Annotated in this window: 14 protein-coding genes and 1 pseudogene; 4 read left to right on the forward strand and 11 right to left on the reverse strand. The window is 67.3% G+C overall.

Features of this window, described 5'->3' with window-relative positions:
* Nucleotides 1–19: 19 nt before the first annotated feature.
* Nucleotides 20–1,579: a flavin-containing monooxygenase gene (locus tag AWB94_RS24775; protein WP_062657315.1), complete on the forward strand. Its 1,560-nt coding sequence runs from the start codon at nucleotides 20–22 to the stop codon at nucleotides 1,577–1,579.
* Here the strand turns inward: AWB94_RS24775 and AWB94_RS24780 are convergent.
* Nucleotides 1,529–2,089, reverse strand: coding sequence for a YdcF family protein (locus tag AWB94_RS24780; protein WP_062657314.1), 561 nt, complete (start codon nucleotides 2,087–2,089; stop codon nucleotides 1,529–1,531). The two genes, AWB94_RS24775 and AWB94_RS24780, sit on opposite strands and share 51 nt — an antisense overlap.
* A gap of 46 nt (nucleotides 2,090–2,135) precedes the next feature.
* Nucleotides 2,136–2,891 (reverse strand): AraC family transcriptional regulator, encoded by a 756-nt coding sequence (locus AWB94_RS24785; RefSeq protein ID WP_062657313.1) that lies wholly within the window; start codon nucleotides 2,889–2,891, stop codon nucleotides 2,136–2,138.
* A 37-nt stretch (nucleotides 2,892–2,928) separates the two neighbouring features.
* Here AWB94_RS24785 and AWB94_RS24790 point away from each other — a divergent pair, with 37 nt between their 5' ends.
* Nucleotides 2,929–3,279, forward strand: a complete 351-nt coding sequence (locus tag AWB94_RS24790) for a DUF4345 domain-containing protein (RefSeq protein WP_084395198.1) — start codon at nucleotides 2,929–2,931, stop codon at nucleotides 3,277–3,279.
* On the opposite strand, the gene AWB94_RS24795 is transcribed toward AWB94_RS24790, so the two are convergent.
* Complete coding sequence (locus AWB94_RS24795; protein ID WP_062657312.1) at nucleotides 3,276–4,418, reverse strand: Rv3169 family protein; 1,143 nt, start codon at nucleotides 4,416–4,418, stop codon at nucleotides 3,276–3,278. The genes AWB94_RS24790 and AWB94_RS24795 overlap by 4 nt on opposite strands.
* Nucleotides 4,418–5,581, reverse strand: a complete 1,164-nt coding sequence (locus AWB94_RS24800; protein WP_062657311.1) for a phosphotransferase family protein — start codon at nucleotides 5,579–5,581, stop codon at nucleotides 4,418–4,420. Before AWB94_RS24800 ends, AWB94_RS24795 begins: the two co-directional genes overlap by 1 nt.
* A gap of 42 nt (nucleotides 5,582–5,623) precedes the next feature.
* On the opposite strand from AWB94_RS24800, the gene AWB94_RS24805 reads away from it, so the two are divergent.
* Together AWB94_RS24805 and AWB94_RS24810 are read left to right on the forward strand one after the other, a co-directional pair.
* Nucleotides 5,624–6,220, forward strand: coding sequence for a TetR/AcrR family transcriptional regulator (locus AWB94_RS24805; RefSeq protein ID WP_062657310.1), 597 nt, complete (start codon nucleotides 5,624–5,626; stop codon nucleotides 6,218–6,220).
* A gap of 194 nt (nucleotides 6,221–6,414) precedes the next feature.
* Nucleotides 6,415–7,220, forward strand: a pseudogene (locus AWB94_RS24810) (alpha/beta hydrolase).
* Here AWB94_RS24810 and nuoN read toward each other — a convergent pair.
* Genes nuoN through nuoH form a run of 7 tightly spaced genes read right to left on the reverse strand, consistent with a single transcriptional unit; the run spans nucleotide 7,210 to nucleotide 14,957 of the window.
* Entirely contained in the window at nucleotides 7,210–8,763 is a 1,554-nt protein-coding gene (nuoN, locus tag AWB94_RS24815; protein WP_062657309.1) for an NADH-quinone oxidoreductase subunit NuoN, read from the reverse strand. The pseudogene AWB94_RS24810 and the gene nuoN sit on opposite strands and share 11 nt — an antisense overlap.
* Complete coding sequence (locus AWB94_RS24820) at nucleotides 8,760–10,307, reverse strand: NADH-quinone oxidoreductase subunit M (protein WP_084395197.1); 1,548 nt, start codon at nucleotides 10,305–10,307, stop codon at nucleotides 8,760–8,762. The genes nuoN and AWB94_RS24820 overlap by 4 nt, the downstream gene beginning before the upstream one ends.
* The gene (nuoL, locus tag AWB94_RS24825; RefSeq protein ID WP_062657308.1) at nucleotides 10,304–12,184 is read right to left on the reverse strand and encodes an NADH-quinone oxidoreductase subunit L; all 1,881 of its coding nucleotides are present in this window, start codon (nucleotides 12,182–12,184) and stop codon (nucleotides 10,304–10,306) included. Before nuoL ends, AWB94_RS24820 begins: the two co-directional genes overlap by 4 nt.
* A complete protein-coding gene (gene nuoK / locus AWB94_RS24830; RefSeq protein ID WP_062657307.1) occupies nucleotides 12,184–12,483 on the reverse strand; it encodes an NADH-quinone oxidoreductase subunit NuoK in 300 nt (99 codons plus the stop codon). The genes nuoL and nuoK overlap by 1 nt, the downstream gene beginning before the upstream one ends.
* Entirely contained in the window at nucleotides 12,483–13,211 is a 729-nt protein-coding gene (locus AWB94_RS24835) for an NADH-quinone oxidoreductase subunit J (protein ID WP_062657306.1), read from the reverse strand. The genes nuoK and AWB94_RS24835 overlap by 1 nt, the downstream gene beginning before the upstream one ends.
* Nucleotides 13,208–13,747 (reverse strand): NADH-quinone oxidoreductase subunit NuoI, encoded by a 540-nt coding sequence (gene nuoI / locus AWB94_RS24840; RefSeq protein ID WP_062657305.1) that lies wholly within the window; start codon nucleotides 13,745–13,747, stop codon nucleotides 13,208–13,210. Before nuoI ends, AWB94_RS24835 begins: the two co-directional genes overlap by 4 nt.
* Nucleotides 13,731–14,957: an NADH-quinone oxidoreductase subunit NuoH gene (nuoH, locus tag AWB94_RS24845; RefSeq protein ID WP_062657304.1), complete on the reverse strand. Its 1,227-nt coding sequence runs from the start codon at nucleotides 14,955–14,957 to the stop codon at nucleotides 13,731–13,733. The genes nuoI and nuoH overlap by 17 nt, the downstream gene beginning before the upstream one ends.
* Between the last annotated feature and the right edge of the window lie 91 nt (nucleotides 14,958–15,048).

The raw sequence follows: 15,048 nt of genomic DNA on the forward strand, positions 1-15,048 counted from the left end.
GACCACGAGGAGGTTGTCCATGGGCGAGGAGCAGGTCGAGTCCGGGTTGATCCCCGGCTTCGCCCCCGAATTCACCCCCGAATTCACTGATGTGCTGATCATCGGGGCGGGCATCTCCGGCATCAACGCCGCCTACCGCATCCACGAGCAGAACCCGCGGCTGACCTACGCCATCCTGGAGCGCCGCGAACGCCTCGGCGGTACCTGGGATCTGTTCCGCTACCCCGGCATTCGTTCCGACAGCGATATCTTCACCCTCAGCTTCCCGTACGAGCCGTGGACCCGCGAAGAACATGTCGCCGACGGGGCCGATATCCGTGACTACCTCGCGCACACCGCGCACAAACACGGCATCGACCGGCACATCCGCTTCAACACCAGGGTGCTCTCGGCGGACTGGGATTCGGCCACCGACACCTGGTCGGTGCGCACCGAGGTCGACGGCGTGCCGGCCATCCACCGGGCCCGCTTCCTGTTCTTCGGCACCGGGTACTACGACTACGACCACCCGCACACCCCGCCGATCGCCGGGATGCACGATTTCGCCGGTCCGGTGGTGCACCCGCAGTTCTGGCCCGAATCGCTGGACTACACCGGCAAGAACATCGTGGTGGTCGGGAGCGGAGCCACCGCGATCAGCCTGGTGCCCGCGCTGGCCCGCAAGGCCGGTCACGTCACCATGCTGCAACGTTCACCCACCTACATGATGGCCATGCCGGCAGTCCCCGCCGTCATGCAGACCGTCCGGAAGCTGTTGCCGGCCAAGCTCGCTCACCGTTTCATCCGATTCCGCAACGCGTGGATGCACTATGCGCTGCTCCTGTTCTTCAGGAAGGCGCCGGGCCTGGGACGGCGCCTGATCCGCAACAGGACCATCGCGCGCCTCCCGGCGGGCTATCCCGTCGACGTGCACTTCAAGCCCCGCTATCGACCATGGGACCAGCGGATGTGTCTGGTGCTCGACGGTGACCTGTACGAGGATCTCAGCGCCGGGCGAGCCGACATCGTCACCGATCACATCGATCACGTCGATGCCGCCGGCATCGTGCTGGCCGGTGGTGGCCGGCTGGATGCCGACATCATCGTCACCGCAACGGGGTTACAGCTGCAGGCACTGGGCGGGATCGAGTTGCGCATCGACGGCCGCACGATCGACCCCACCGACCGGTTCGTCTACAAGGAGCACCTGCTCGAAGAGGTGCCGAACATGGCGTGGTGTGTCGGGTACACCAACGCGTCGTGGACGCTGCGCGCCGACATGACCGCCAAGGCGGTGGCAAAGCTGTTGGCGTACATGGATGCGCACGGCTATACGCACGCCTACCCGCATCGCAACGGTGTGCCGGTACAGGAGAAGCCGGCCTGGGACATCAACGCCGGCTACGTGCAGCGGGCGCCGCACGCGCTGCCCAAGTCCGGTACCCGCCGGCCCTGGAACGTGCGGCACAACTACGGGCTGGACGTGATCGACCATCGGTTCGACCGGATCGAGGAGTCGATGGTGTTCGGCCGCGCGCCGGCCCGCGAGCTAGCCGAACCGGCTCCGGTACAGGTGGTAGGCCAGCAGGGCAACGTGTAACGGTCCCCATTCACCGGGGATGTAGTCGCGCGCGGGGCGCAACCGCCGGGCCAGCGTCGGTGCCTCGTCGCGAACGATCTGTCGCGCCCGGCGCGCGTGAAAGGTGTTGGACGCGACCTTGATCGCGCGGCTGTCGGCCATCAGCGGGATCGAGTTCACGATGTTCTGCACGGTGTTTCGCGACCGATCCTCCACGGTGACGTTCGCCGGCGGTACCCCGAGCCGGTTGACCGCGTAGTCGGCCATCAGCGCCGCCTCCGGCACCGGTGTGCGCACCGCGCCCCCGGAGAAGATGAATTGCGCCGTCGACGGATCGGTGGAGCGGACCGCGATGCGAACCCGCCACTTCCACAGCGCGGTGATCGGGCACCCCAGCACCAGGACGGTTTCTCCGGGCACCGCGGCATCATCGGCACGCACGGTGTGCTCGCGTGAAGCCTTCCACGTCGCCCACTCCGCCGCGCCGAAGATGGCCAGAACGGCCGGTGCCCATACCCACTTCGACGCCATCGCTCCATTCGACCACAACTTCATTCGACCACAACGGGCCGCGGGTTCAGGAAGTCCGGATGGTCAGCCCCGTCGCCAGCAACCGAGTGGCCGACAATCCGAATGTCGTCTTGAACCGGTCGGCCAGGTGCGACGGGCTGGCGAAGCCGGCTTCGGCCGCGGCGGTGGTGAGATTGTGCCCGGCCGCGAGTTCGGCGCCGGCGCGGATCAGCCGACACCACAACCGGTAGCGACGCAGGCTCGACCCGGTCTCCTGACGGAACAGGTGCAGGAAACGCGACTCGGACAGGCCGGCGGACGCCGCCAGCTCGCGCGCCGGGGTCTGCGTGGCGGGATCGTCGCGAATCTGCTTGGCCACCAGCCCGATCCGGGCATCGATGGCGTTCATCGCGACCGGCGCCGCCGCCGCCAGCCACCGCGTCGCCGCGGCGTCATCCGGTGGCACGGTGACGAGCTCCGGCTGTGCGTGGTGGTGCACGCCGACCTGGTGATGGAACTCGGTGAACTGGCGCCGGCACGACCGGGTGCGCTCGGACACGGGATCGAGGTAACACGACACCAGGCGGCCGTCGACCGCCAGATGGTGGGTGAGCCGGGGCGGGACGAGCACGGAGCGCGCGACGATTCGCCGGGTAGCGACGGTGACGGTCAACGGGGCGTCGACGCCCACGGCCAGACACCACACCGACCCGGAGTGCGGTTGCAGGCCCAGCCCGGGGCCGGCATAGAGCGCCTGTCCGGGGTACAGCCACACCGCGGGATAGCAGGTTTGTGGAAGCGCCGCCGGGTTCGCGCTGGGCATGCTGGACTCCTGATCGCTGACGAAACAGGAGGTTACCGTGGCCGAAGTGGTCATTGCGGTGTTCTTCGCCGGGATGGGCGTCTACGCACTGGCCGCGCCGGCGGCCATGCTGGGTCCGTTCGGCGTCACGCTCGGCACCGCGACCGCGCGCTCGGAGGTGCGTGCGGTCTACGGCGGATTCGGCCTGGCCGTCGCCGCGGTGCTGATCTACGCCGCCCGCGTGCCCGAGCTGCGCACCGGTGTCCTCGTCACCGTCGGAGCCGCCCTGGCCGGGATGGCCGTCGGGCGGCTGGTGTCGGTGTTCGGTGAGCGGACACCGTTCTACCCCAACTGGTTCTATTGCCTGGTCGAAGCCGTGGGCGCGGTGGTGGCATTCTGGGCCGTCTAGGGAGCCACGGTCAGCCAGTCGGCGAACCCGGACGGGTCGTGCCGGCCCAGCGCGCCGTGCTCGAACAGCCCCCACCCCTCGGCCGGGGCGCGGTCACCCTCGGTGCACACCGCCCGGCCGACATGGTCGATCACGCCGAAGCCGGACCGCCCGATGATGGCCGGATCGGTCATGTCGTAGGTGAACCGTTCGGTGAACTTCTCGCCGCGCCACACGCCATGCGTCCAGTCCGGATCACCGCCGTAGCCGCCGCCGACGTGAATCGGCACCGGCAGTTTGGATTCCACGTCGAACCGGACCGGTGACCCGTCCGGCGCGGTCGCGTCGATCGTCGCTCCGGTAGGGATGCGGGTGCCGGAGCGGTAGTGGATCCGCACCCGCGGCCAGCCCAACTGTTCCACCCGCCCGTCCTTCCAGATCCGGGTGCAGTCGTTCAACGACCGGAATCCGTTGGGCTCCTCCTGGATGATCAGCGCGATGGAGAAGTCGTCGAACGCCATCGGCACGTACAGCCACCACATGCCCTCGAACGGCGGATCCGCCGGCCGCCCGGCCGGTTCGGTCTCACCGATCGGCCGGATACCCCAGGACCGGTCCCGGGATCCGATCCACACCGCGGGATCGACGGTGATCCGCTGCCCGTCGATCTCCAAAGTTCCACTCCATGAACCCAGTTGGGCGAACCGCTGGGCGTCCAGCGTCACCCGGTTGCCCTGCCGCATGATATGCGGTTGTTCCTGCACGACGTCGAACAGTCCCGTCCAGGTGAGATCGGCGGCGATGCCGTCGGTCTCGTCGAGGGTGATGCGCAGCGAGTGCAGCGGGTCGGTCACCTCGACGCGGTAACCCAGCACATGCTGGTGGAGCCGGTCGGCGTCGATGGCATCGGACAGGTGCACCGCCGTCTGGGTGTCACCGCTTCCGCCGAATGTGCCGCTGCCGCGGCGGGCAACCAGGAGGAAGGCGTCCTTCACCCCGAGGTTGGGGTAGTAACCGATCCCGGTGATGACGAAGATGTCACCGGTGCGGTCGTGGGCGTTGAAGTAGGACCTGTCGTAGAAGTTGCGGTCCGACGTTCCCGGCCAGGCAATCGGTTTCGGAAGCTGGTGGACGGGAAACTCATCCATGGGGCCGAGCATCAGCGTTCCTTTCCCCGGGTCGCTGCGCCGCTGCCCGCCGGACCCTCCTCGAGAAGTCGTCGCAGCAGCGAGGCATGGTAGAACGTCGACTCCACATCCTCGGGTTTGTCCATCTCGCCGAAATGCACCCGCCGGGCGGTGGTGCGCATGAACACACAACACCAGATCACCCCGGAGTAGATGTAGAACCAGCGCAGGTCACCGAGGGTGACGCCGGTCAGCCCTTCGTAGGTGGCGCGCACGTCGTCCTCGCGCAGGACATCCGGCAGGCCCGGTAGTCCGGCCAACCCGGCCAATTCCTGGAACACCATGTGGGCGAAGATGATCCACGAGACATCGAGCTCGCGGGGGCCGACGGTGGCCATCTCCCAGTCCAGCACCGCGGCCGGCCGGAAATCCCGGTACAGGACATTGCCGATGCGGGAGTCTCCCCAGGCCAGCACCGGGATGGCGGCGGCGACGTCGGCCGGGAAGTTGTCCTCCAGCCAACCCAACGCCCGTTCGACGAGCTCGGAGCGGCCGATGTCCGGGACGGCGAACTCGTACCAGTCCTGGAGCCAACAGAAATGCCGGCGCAGCGGGGTGTCCCCGGCGGGATCGGACTCGATGAGGAACGAGAACCGCTGGGCCGCATCGGGAATGGAATGCAGTTTGGCGAGCACTTCGACGGTGGAGTCCTGCAGTTCGCGCCGGCGCTGGGCCGGTGCGTCGGCGAACCAGTTGCCGCCGAAGGTGTAGGGCATGACATCGGGCGGGACCACGCCGTCGACCCGGTCCATCAGGAAGAACGGCGTGCCCAGCACGTCACCTGTGGTGTCGATCCAGCGGACCCGGGGGACCGGGACGTCGGTGAGCTCGCCGACCTGGCGCATCAACTCGAATTGATGGTCCAGTCGGTAGGACGAGAACACCGGCACGTCGGCGGGGGTGGGGGCCACCCGCGCCACGAGGTGTTGCTGCGTGCCGTTCCAATCGACGGTCAGCAGCAGGGTCTCCGAGGACATGCCGTTGGCGTCGACACCGCTTTCGACCGTGACGACCGGCGTGCGGTTACCGGGGCTCTGCGTCGCCAGCCATTGTGCGATCGCGGCGGGCACGGTGCTCATATCTCGGCTGGAGTGCTGGAGGCGGCTGACGTCTTCGACGGCCGGTTCGTTCGACACGGTGTTCCTTCCCGTACCCATTACGCTACGATCGGTAGCGATATGAAAGCAGACGCACCTACGGTTGACAAGGGGGCAGGCCGCCCCCGCGATCCCCGCATCGACGCTGCCATACTCGGCGCCACCGCGGATCTGCTTGTGCAGATCGGCTATTCGAACCTGACCATGGCCGCCGTCGCCGAACGGGCCGGCACCACCAAGACGGCGCTGTACCGCCGGTGGTCGAGCAAGGCCGAACTGGTGCACGAGGCGGCGTTCCCCACCGCGCCGACCGCGCTGAGCATGCCGGAGGGCGATATCGCCACCGATATCCGGGCCATGATCGCCGCCGCCGGAGCGGTGTTCACCAGCCCTGTGGTGCGTGCCGCGCTCCCCGGCGTCATCGCCGACATGGCCGCCGACCCGGAGCTCAGCCAGCGGGTGATGAGCCGCTTCACCGGCCTTTTCGACATCGTGCGGGACCGGCTCGTGCATGCCGTCGACCGCGGGGAGGTACACCCCGATATCGACCCGGACCGGCTCATCGAGGTGATCGGCGGGGCCAACCTGCTGCGCATGCTGCTGGTGCCCGGCTGGGAAATCGACGATGCCTGGATAGACCAGACCACCGCCATCGTGGTGCACGGCGTCATCCGCTGACCCCCCTCCCGCCCAAATGCACATTTGGGCGGGAAAGTCCGAGTGGATCTTGGCAAGACGTCGAACTCGGCGGCCGACGCTGGGCTGCGGCCATGCGTATGGTCGTTGGCGTGTCCGTATTATCGACGCCCGTCATCGCCGATGCGCTTGCGCGCTTGTGCGCCCGCGTGGTCAATCCGAGTCCGAAACCGGGGGTGCGGTTTCCCGAGTTTGCCGCCGACACCACCGAGGTCAGCATCCCCACCCGGCACGGCGACACCCCGGCCACCGTGTACCGCCCCGACGGTCCGCCGGCCGGGGTGTACGTCAACATCCACGGCGGTGGTTTCGTGATCGGACACCGCGAACAGGACGACCCCTGGTGCCGCTTCCTGGCGGCGCGCGCCGGCGTCACGGTGATCAACACCGACTATCTGCTTGCCCCCCACCACCGTTTTCCGACGCCGGTGGAACAGCTCTACGACGTGGTGGCCTGGGCGGCAGCCGAAGAGGCCGGCGACGCGCTCTGCGTCGGCGGGCAGAGCGCGGGCGGCAACCTCTCCGCCGCCGTCTGCCGGATGGCGCTGTCGCAGGCAGGCCCGTCGATCGCGTTGCAGGTTTTGCACTATGCCCCCTCGATTTGGTGACCGCGACCGCCGAGAAGCGGTCACCGCTGGCCGCCAGGGCCGTCATGAAACCGTGGATGGGGGAGGTGTTCGACACCGCCTACATACCCGAGATCGCGCGGCGCCGGGACCCGTTGGCCTCACCGGCATGGGGTGACAACGCCGACGACATCGCCGGGATCGCACCCGCTTTGGTGATCGCCTGCGAGTACGACCGGTTGCGTGACGAAGCGGCCGCCTACGCCAAGAGCCTTGATACGGTCGGTGCCCTCGTCGATTACGTCGAGGTGCCCGCCGTCGACCACGGCTACAACATCATGAGCGACGCCACCGAGGTGACCCGCGGCATGTATGAACTGATCGCCGGACAGGTGCGCCGGGCCGTCAGCCGGTGAACTGCTGACCGTTGACCAGATCCAGCAAGGGCTGGGGCAACGCGCCCAGCGCGAAGGTGACGGCCGCGGTGATCGTCACCGTCGCCGAACTCAGCATGCTGGGCACGACCACGATCGGCGCGTCCTCGGGCGGATCGGTGAAGAACATCAGCACGATCACCCGCACATAGAAGTAGGCGGCCACGGCGCTGGCCACCACACCGACGATCACCAACGGTGCGGCTCCGCCTTGGGCGGCCGCCTTGAACACCGCGAACTTGCTGACGAAACCACTGGTCAGCGGGATCCCGGCGAACGCCAGCAGGAACAACGAAAAGACCACGCCCACCACGGGATAACGCCGCCCCAACCCGGCCCACCGGGCCAGCGCGGTGGCCTCCTCGCCGTCGGCGCCGCGCACCAGTCCGGCCAGCGCGAACGCACCCAGCGTGCTGAAACCATAGGCGAACAGATAGAACAGAGTCGCCGCCAAGCCGGCATCGTTGAGCGCGATGACGCCGGTCAGGATGAACCCGGCATGGGCCACCGACGAGTAGGCCAGCATCCGTTTCACGTCGTTCTGGGACACCGCGGTGACGGTGCCGACGACCATCGTGACGATCGCGATCACCCACAACACCGGACGCCAGTCGTCGGCCAGGCCGGGCAGCGCCACGTAGAACAGCCGCAGCATGGCGCCGAATGCCGCGATCTTGGTGGCGGCGGCCATGAATGCCGTCACGGGCGTGGGGGCGCCCTGATAGACGTCGGGTATCCAGGAATGGAACGGCACCGCGCCGACCTTGAACAGCACCCCGACCGACACCAGCGCCACACCGACCAGCGCCATCGAGGTGCCGCCGCCGGTCCGCACCGCCGACGCGATGCCACCGAGGCTGAAGGTGCCGGAGAAGCCGTACAGCAGCGCGATCCCGTACAGGAAGAACGCCGATGAGAATGCGCCCAGCAGAAAGTATTTCAGCGCGGCCTCCTGGGACAGCAGCCGGCGCCGGCGCGCCAGCCCGCACATCAGGTACAGCGGCAGCGAAAACACCTCCAGGGCCACGAACATCGTCAGCAGATCGTCGGCGGCCGGAAACAGCATCATGCCGGCGACCGCGAACATGGTCAGCGGGAACACCTCGGTCTGGGCCACCACCGCTTTCGCGGCGATCTTCTCCGCCACACTGCCCGGCACCGCCGCGGCTTGTGGGGTGAAGGCGTCCAGGCCGCGTTCCTCTCCGGCGGGTATCCGTCGTTCGGCGATCAGCAACGTGCCCAGGATGCCCACCAGCAGCAGGGTGCCCTGCAGGAACAGGGCCGGCCGGTCCACGGCGACGGCACCGACCGCGGCGGGCGCACCCGGACCGTCGAGCGCAAACGTCACCAGCACCACCGCCGCCAGGGCGGCCAACTGGCCGCCGATCGCGAGCGCCAGCTGCGCGGCGTAGCGGACGCCGCGCGGCAGGAACGCCTCCACCAGCACCCCGGCCACCGCCACCCCGAGGACGATGAGAACCGGTGAGAGCTGGAAGTATTCGATCGACGGTGCCTCTAGTTTCATCGGGACGCGCCCTCCGCGGTCGGGACGGGATCCTGCTGGTGGATGGTGCGCAGGGTGTGGTCGACGGCCGGGTTGATGACATCGAGCGCGGGTTTGGGATAGATCCCCAGCACCAGCAGCAGCGCGATGAGCGGCGTCACCACGATGAGCTCGCGGGGCACCAGATCCCGCAACCGCTCGTTACCCTCCTTGACCGGGCCCGTCATCATCCGCTGGTAGGCCCACAGGATGTAGATGGCCGAGAGCACCAGCGCGGTCACCGCGAACACCGCCATCGCCGGGTAGCGGGTGAACGTGCCGACCAGCACCAGGAATTCGGAGATGAACGGCGCCAAGCCCGGCAACGACAGCGTGGCCAGCCCGGCGATCAGGAATGTGCCGGCCAGCACCGGTGCCACCTTCTGCACGCCACCGAAGTCGGCGATCAGGCGGGATCCGCGCCGGGACACCAGGAATCCGGCGATCAGGAACAGCGCCGCCGTGGAGATGCCGTGGTTGACCATGTACAGCGTGGATCCGGACTGGCCCTGACTGGTCATCACGAAGATGCCCAGGATGATGAAACCGAAATGCGAAATCGAGGTGTAGGCGATCAGCCGCATCACGTCGGTCTGGCCGATCGCCACGATCGCGCCGTAGACGATGCCGATCACCGCCAGGGTGATGACCAACGGCCGGAACGTCATCGACGCGTCGGGGAACAGTTGTAGGCAGTACCGCAACATGCCGAATGTGCCGACCTTGTCGACGACGGCCATCATCAGCACGGCCGTGGCGGGGGTGGCCTCCACCGCCGAGTCGGGTAGCCAACGGTGGAACGGCCACAGGGGAGCCTTCACCGCGAAGGCGAACATGAACCCGAGGAACAAGGCGTTGAGCATGGCGGGGCTGGCGCCCAGTTCACCGCGCGACGCGGCACCGGCGATGGCCCGGAAATCGAACGTGCCACCGAGCGGATCCGCCGTCACCACGTACAGCCCGATCAACGCGGCCAGCATGATGAGCCCACCGAACAGGTTGTACAACAGGAATTTCACCGCCGCGGCCGACCGATTGGCCCCACCGAATCCGCCGATGAGGAAGTACATGGGAATGAGCATCGCCTCGAAGAACACGTAGAACAGCAGCACGTCCAGGGCCACCAGCGAGATCAGCACCATGCCCTCGACCGCGAGCGTCAGCGCCAGATAGCTCTGGGTGGACCGGGTACCGAAACCGGTATCGCTGGCCCCGGTATTCCAGCCCGCGATCAACAGCAACGGCACCAACACCGCGGTGAGCAGCACCAGAGCCAGCGCGATCCCGTCGACGCCGAGCAGGTAACCGGTGCCGAACGACGGAATCCATTGGTGTTCTTCGACGAACTGGAATTGCGGCCCGCCCGGATCGAACCGGACCGCAAGCACCAGCGCGATGGCCAACACGACCAGCGAGATGGCCAGAGCCAGGTAGCGGGCGATCTGCTTGCCGGGCAACACGATCACCACCGCGGCCCCGACCATCGGTACCGCCCACAGCGCGCTCAGCCAGCCGATGCCGTTCACCAGACCCTCACCACCAGGAACGCTCCGATCACCAGGGCCGCACCGCCGAGCATCGACAGCGCGTACGAGCGGGCGAATCCGGTCTGCCACGACGTCATCCGCCGGGACACGTCGCCGATGCCGGCGGCCAGCCCTCGCGTCACCCCTTCCACGGCGTCGTCGTCGATCTCGACCAGGCCCGCGGTGAGCTGCCGGCCGGGCCGCATGAAGACGGTTTCGTTGAACCGGTCGCCGTACAGGTCGGCCCGGGCGGCGGCGGTCAAAGCCGAAGCCGCCGGCGCGGTTTCAGGAACGGGCCGGGTCGCGTACATCCGGTAGGCGATGCCGACGCCGACCGCCACCACCGACAAGGTGATCACCGTCATCACCCAGACCGGGACGGCGCCGTGCGCCTCGTGGCCGCCGGCCGGATTCACCACGGGCTCCAGCCAGTTCGCCAGGGTGCCGCCGACGGCCAGCAGCGCACCGGCGCCGACGGAACCGACGGCCAGCACGATCATCGGGGCGGTCATGATGCCCGGGGACTCGTGCGGATGAGCGGTTTCTTCCCAGCGCTTGTCACCGAAGAACGTCATGAGCATCACCCGGGTCATGTAGAACGCTGTGATCCCCGCGCCCAGCAGCGCCGCCCCGCCGAGCAGCCAGCCGCGCGCCCCGCCCGTCGCGAACGCGGTCTCGATGATGGCGTCCTTGGAGAAGAACCCGGCGAACGGTGGCACGCCGATGATCGCCAGGTAGCCCAGCCCGAACGTCACGAAGGTCACCGGCATGTACGTGCGCAATCCGCCGTACCGGCGCATGTCGGTTTCATCCTGCATGCCATGCATCACCGAGCCCGCGCCCAGGAACAGCCCGGCCTTGAAGAAACCGTGGGTGAGCAGATGCATGATCGCCACCGCGTACCCGGCCGGTCCCAGCCCGGCCGCCAGCACCATGTAGCCGATCTGCGACATGGTCGACGCGGCAAGGGCCTTCTTGATGTCATCCTTGGCACAGCCGATGACGGCACCGAACAGCAGCGTCACCGCACCGACGATGGTGACGGCCAGCTGCGCCTCCGGTGCCAGGTTGAAGACCGGCCCGGACCGCACGATCAGGTAGACACCCGCGGTGACCATGGTGGCTGCGTGGATGAGTGCCGAGACCGGCGTGGGGCCTTCCATCGCATCGCCCAGCCAGGATTGCAGCGGCACCTGCGCGGACTTGCCGCAGGCGGCGAGCAGCAACAGCAGGCCGATCGCGTTGAGCGACCCCTCCGACAGCGCCGGTGCCGCCTGGAAAAGGCCGGCGTACGAGACGGTTCCGGCCGCACTGAACATCACCATCAGAGCCAGCGCCAGGCCCATGTCACCGACACGGTTGACGACGAACGCCTTCTTGGCCGCGGTCGCCGCCGACGGCTTGTGCGACCAGAACCCGATGAGCAGGTAGGACGCCAGGCCCACGCCCTCCCAACCCATGTACAAGCCGAGGTAGTTGTCGGCGAGCACCAGCAGCAGCATGGCGGCGACGAACAGGTTGAGGTAGGCGAAAAACCTTCTGCGGTCCGGATCGTGTGCCATATAGCCGATGGAGTACAGGTGGATCAACGATCCGACCCCGGTGATCAGCAGCACGAAACAGATGGACAGCGCATCGACCTGCAGCCCGAAGTCGACGTGCAGCGCCCCGACCGGCACCCAGGTGAACAGGGTCTGCTGGATCACCCGGTCCTCGGCACCGCGGCCCAGTAGATCGGCGAACAACACCACACCCACAACGAAAGATGCCAGCACCGTTGCGCATCCGAGCAGGTGCCCCCAGGCGTCGGTGGCCCGGCCGCCGAGCAGCAGCACGGCCGCACCGGCCAAGGGAAGGGCGATCAGCAGCCAGGTCATCAGTTCCTCAGCAGACTGGCCGCATCCACCGAGGCCGAGCGTCTGGCCCGGAAGATGGTCATGATGATGGCCAGCCCGACCACCACCTCGCATGCCGCCACCACCATCGTGAAGAACGCCACCACCTGACCGCCCAGATGACCGTGCATGCGGGAGAAGGTGACGAAGGCCAGATTGGCCGCGTTGAGCATCAGCTCGACGCACATGAACATGACGATCGCGTTGCGCCGCAACAACACTCCCGCCGCACCGATGGTGAACAGCAACGCCGACAGGTACAGGTAGTTGGCCGGGTCCATCACTTCCTCCCGTCGCTGTGTGTGGATTGCTCCTCGCGTCCGCGGGGTAGGAGGACGGTGCTCACCGATGTCCGTGCGGCGGTGCCGTCGGGCAGCCGGGCCGGCATGTCCACGGCGTTGTGCCGGGCATACACCCCGGGGTTGGGCAGCGTGGTCGGATACCCGCCCGGGCCGAACCTTTCGACGGCAAGCTCGCGCTGAGTCTTGCGGCGGTCGAACCTCTCCCGGTGCGCCAGCACCATCGCACCCAGGGTGGCGGTGATCAACAGGGCGCTGGTGAGCTCGAACGCCCACACGTAGCGGGTGAAGATCAACACGGCCAGGCCCTGGACGTTGCCGCCACCGTTCGCGGACTCAAGGCCGGTGAACCCGTTGACCGACACGTTGCCGATACCGCCGATCAACAGCACGCCGAAACCGATACCGGCGATGATGGCCGCAACCCGTTGGCCGCGAATCGTTTCGACCAACGACTCGGACGAGTCGACACCGATGAGCATGAGCACGAACAGAAAGAGCATCATCACCGCGCCGGTGTAGACCACCACCTGCACGATGCCGAGGAACAGGGCGTCCTGGGCGATGTAGAGGACCGCCAGGTTGATCATCGTGATGGCCAGGAACAGCGCCGAGTACACGGCCTTGGTGGCGGCCACCACGCCGAGCGCACCCAACACGGCGAGCGTCCCGACGATCCAGAAGGTGACCGCCTCCGCGGTGGAGGTCATTGCGCCGACTCCCGTTGGCGGGCCAGCCCGGTGGCGGTGATGTTGCCGCGGTAGTAGTCCTCGTCGGTACTGCCGGGGGCCATCTCGTGCGGTGGTGCTGTCATCTCCGGCGTCAACGGCGCCAACAGTTTGTCCTTGCCGTAGATCAGGTCGGCGCGGTTGTCGTCGGCCATCTCGTAGTCGTTGGTCATGGTCAGCGCGCGGGTGGGGCAGGCCTCGATGCACAGCCCGCAGCCGATGCAACGCAGATAGTTGATCTGGTATACCCGCCCGTAGCGTTCGCCCGGCGAAAACCGTTGTCCCTCCTCGTTGTCGGCGCCCTCGACGAAGATCGCGTCGGCCGGACAAGCCCAGGCGCACAGTTCGCACCCGATGCATTTCTCCAGGCCGTCGGCGTACCGGTTGAGTTGGTGGCGGCCGTGATAGCGCGGCGCCACCGGCCCTGGCTCTTCCGGATACTGTTCGGTGATCGGCTTTTTGAACATCGTCTTGAAGGTGACGCCGAATCCGGCGAGTGCATCACCGACCTTGGACATCTGCGACCTCCTTGTTCGGGAGCGGTGGCACCGGGAAGGCCCCGGCGTCAAGTGGTGGTGGCGCGACGGTGGTGTTGTGCCGCACCGCATGCCAGATCAGCAGTAACAACGCGGCTCCGGCGAGTGCGCCGATGCTGACCACCGCGGTCATCCAGGACGGACTGCCCTCGGCCCGCAGCTGATGCGTCACCGCGACGACGACGATCCAGCCCAGCGACAGCGGGATCAGCACCTTCCAGCCCAGCGCCATGAACTGGTCGTAGCGCAGCCGGGGCAGGGTGGCCCGCAGCCAGATGTAGAAGAACAGGAACGTCCACACCTTGGCGACGAACCACACCAGCGGCCACCACCCGGAGTTCGCCCCGTCGATCAGGTTGAACGGGAACGGCGCGTGCCAGCCGCCGAGGAACATCGTGGTGGCCAGCGCGGAGACGGTGGTCATGTTGACGTACTCGGCGAGCATGAACATCGCGAACTTCAGCGACGAGTATTCGGTGTGGAAGCCGCCCACCAGTTCGCCCTCGGCCTCCGGGAGGTCGAACGGTGCCCGGTTGGTCTCGCCCACCATCGACGTGACGTACACCAGGAACGACGGCAACAGCAGGAACACATACCAGGTGTCGTGCTGGGCGGCCACGATGCCCGACGTCGACATGGTGCCCGCGTACAGGAACACCGCGGCGAACGACAGGGCCATCGCGATCTCGTAGGAGATGACCTGGGCGCTGGAGCGTAACCCGCCCAGCAGCGGATAGGTGGACCCGGATGCCCAGCCCGCCAACACGATTCCGTACACCCCGATGGAGGTGACCGCCAGAACGTACAGCACCGCCACCGGCAGGTCGGTCAGCTGCAGCGGCGTGGTGTGCCCGAACACCGACACGGTGCCACCCATCGGGATGACGGCGAAGGCCATGACCGCCGGGATCACCGAGAGGATCGGGGCCAGCAGGTAGATCGGCTTGTCCACGCCGGCCGGGATCAGGCCCTCCTTGAGGGCGAGCTTGATGCCGTCGGCCAGGCTCTGCAGCAATCCGAACGGGCCGACCCGGTTGGGGCCGAACCGCATCTGCATGCGGCCCAGCAGCTTCCGTTCCACCAGGATGGCCACCAGCGCCGTGAGCAGCAGGAAGACGAAGATGCCGAGGGCCTTGGCGATCATCAGCCACCACGGATCGTGGCCGAACGCACTCAAATCCGGCGCGTTCATGGGCGATCTCGCTTCGCTTCTCGCTTGTTCATGCGCGATCCCGCTTCGCTTCTCGCGTGTTCATGGGCGATCCCGCTTCGCTTCTCGCGTG

Source organism: Mycolicibacterium canariasense, from assembly GCF_002101555.1.
In the GTDB taxonomy this organism is placed as follows: Bacteria; Actinomycetota; Actinomycetes; order Mycobacteriales; family Mycobacteriaceae; genus Mycobacterium; species Mycobacterium canariasense.

Excerpts from the sequence above, each read along its gene's own strand:
- AWB94_RS24775 (WP_062657315.1), top strand. The coding sequence starts at position 20 with ATGGGCGAGGAGCAGGTCGAGTCCGGGTTGATCCCCGGCTTCGCCCCC.
- AWB94_RS24780 (WP_062657314.1), bottom strand. The coding sequence starts at position 2,089 with ATGGCGTCGAAGTGGGTATGGGCACCGGCCGTTCTGGCCATCTTCGGC.
- AWB94_RS24785 (WP_062657313.1), bottom strand. The coding sequence starts at position 2,891 with ATGCCCAGCGCGAACCCGGCGGCGCTTCCACAAACCTGCTATCCCGCG.
- AWB94_RS24795 (WP_062657312.1), bottom strand. The coding sequence starts at position 4,418 with ATGCTCGGCCCCATGGATGAGTTTCCCGTCCACCAGCTTCCGAAACCG.
- AWB94_RS24805 (WP_062657310.1), top strand. The coding sequence starts at position 5,624 with ATGAAAGCAGACGCACCTACGGTTGACAAGGGGGCAGGCCGCCCCCGC.
- nuoN (WP_062657309.1), bottom strand. The coding sequence starts at position 8,763 with ATGAAACTAGAGGCACCGTCGATCGAATACTTCCAGCTCTCACCGGTT.
- nuoL (WP_062657308.1), bottom strand. The coding sequence starts at position 12,184 with ATGACCTGGCTGCTGATCGCCCTTCCCTTGGCCGGTGCGGCCGTGCTG.
- nuoK (WP_062657307.1), bottom strand. The coding sequence starts at position 12,483 with ATGGACCCGGCCAACTACCTGTACCTGTCGGCGTTGCTGTTCACCATC.
- AWB94_RS24835 (WP_062657306.1), bottom strand. The coding sequence starts at position 13,211 with ATGACCTCCACCGCGGAGGCGGTCACCTTCTGGATCGTCGGGACGCTC.
- nuoI (WP_062657305.1), bottom strand. The coding sequence starts at position 13,747 with ATGTCCAAGGTCGGTGATGCACTCGCCGGATTCGGCGTCACCTTCAAG.
- nuoH (WP_062657304.1), bottom strand. The coding sequence starts at position 14,957 with ATGAACGCGCCGGATTTGAGTGCGTTCGGCCACGATCCGTGGTGGCTG.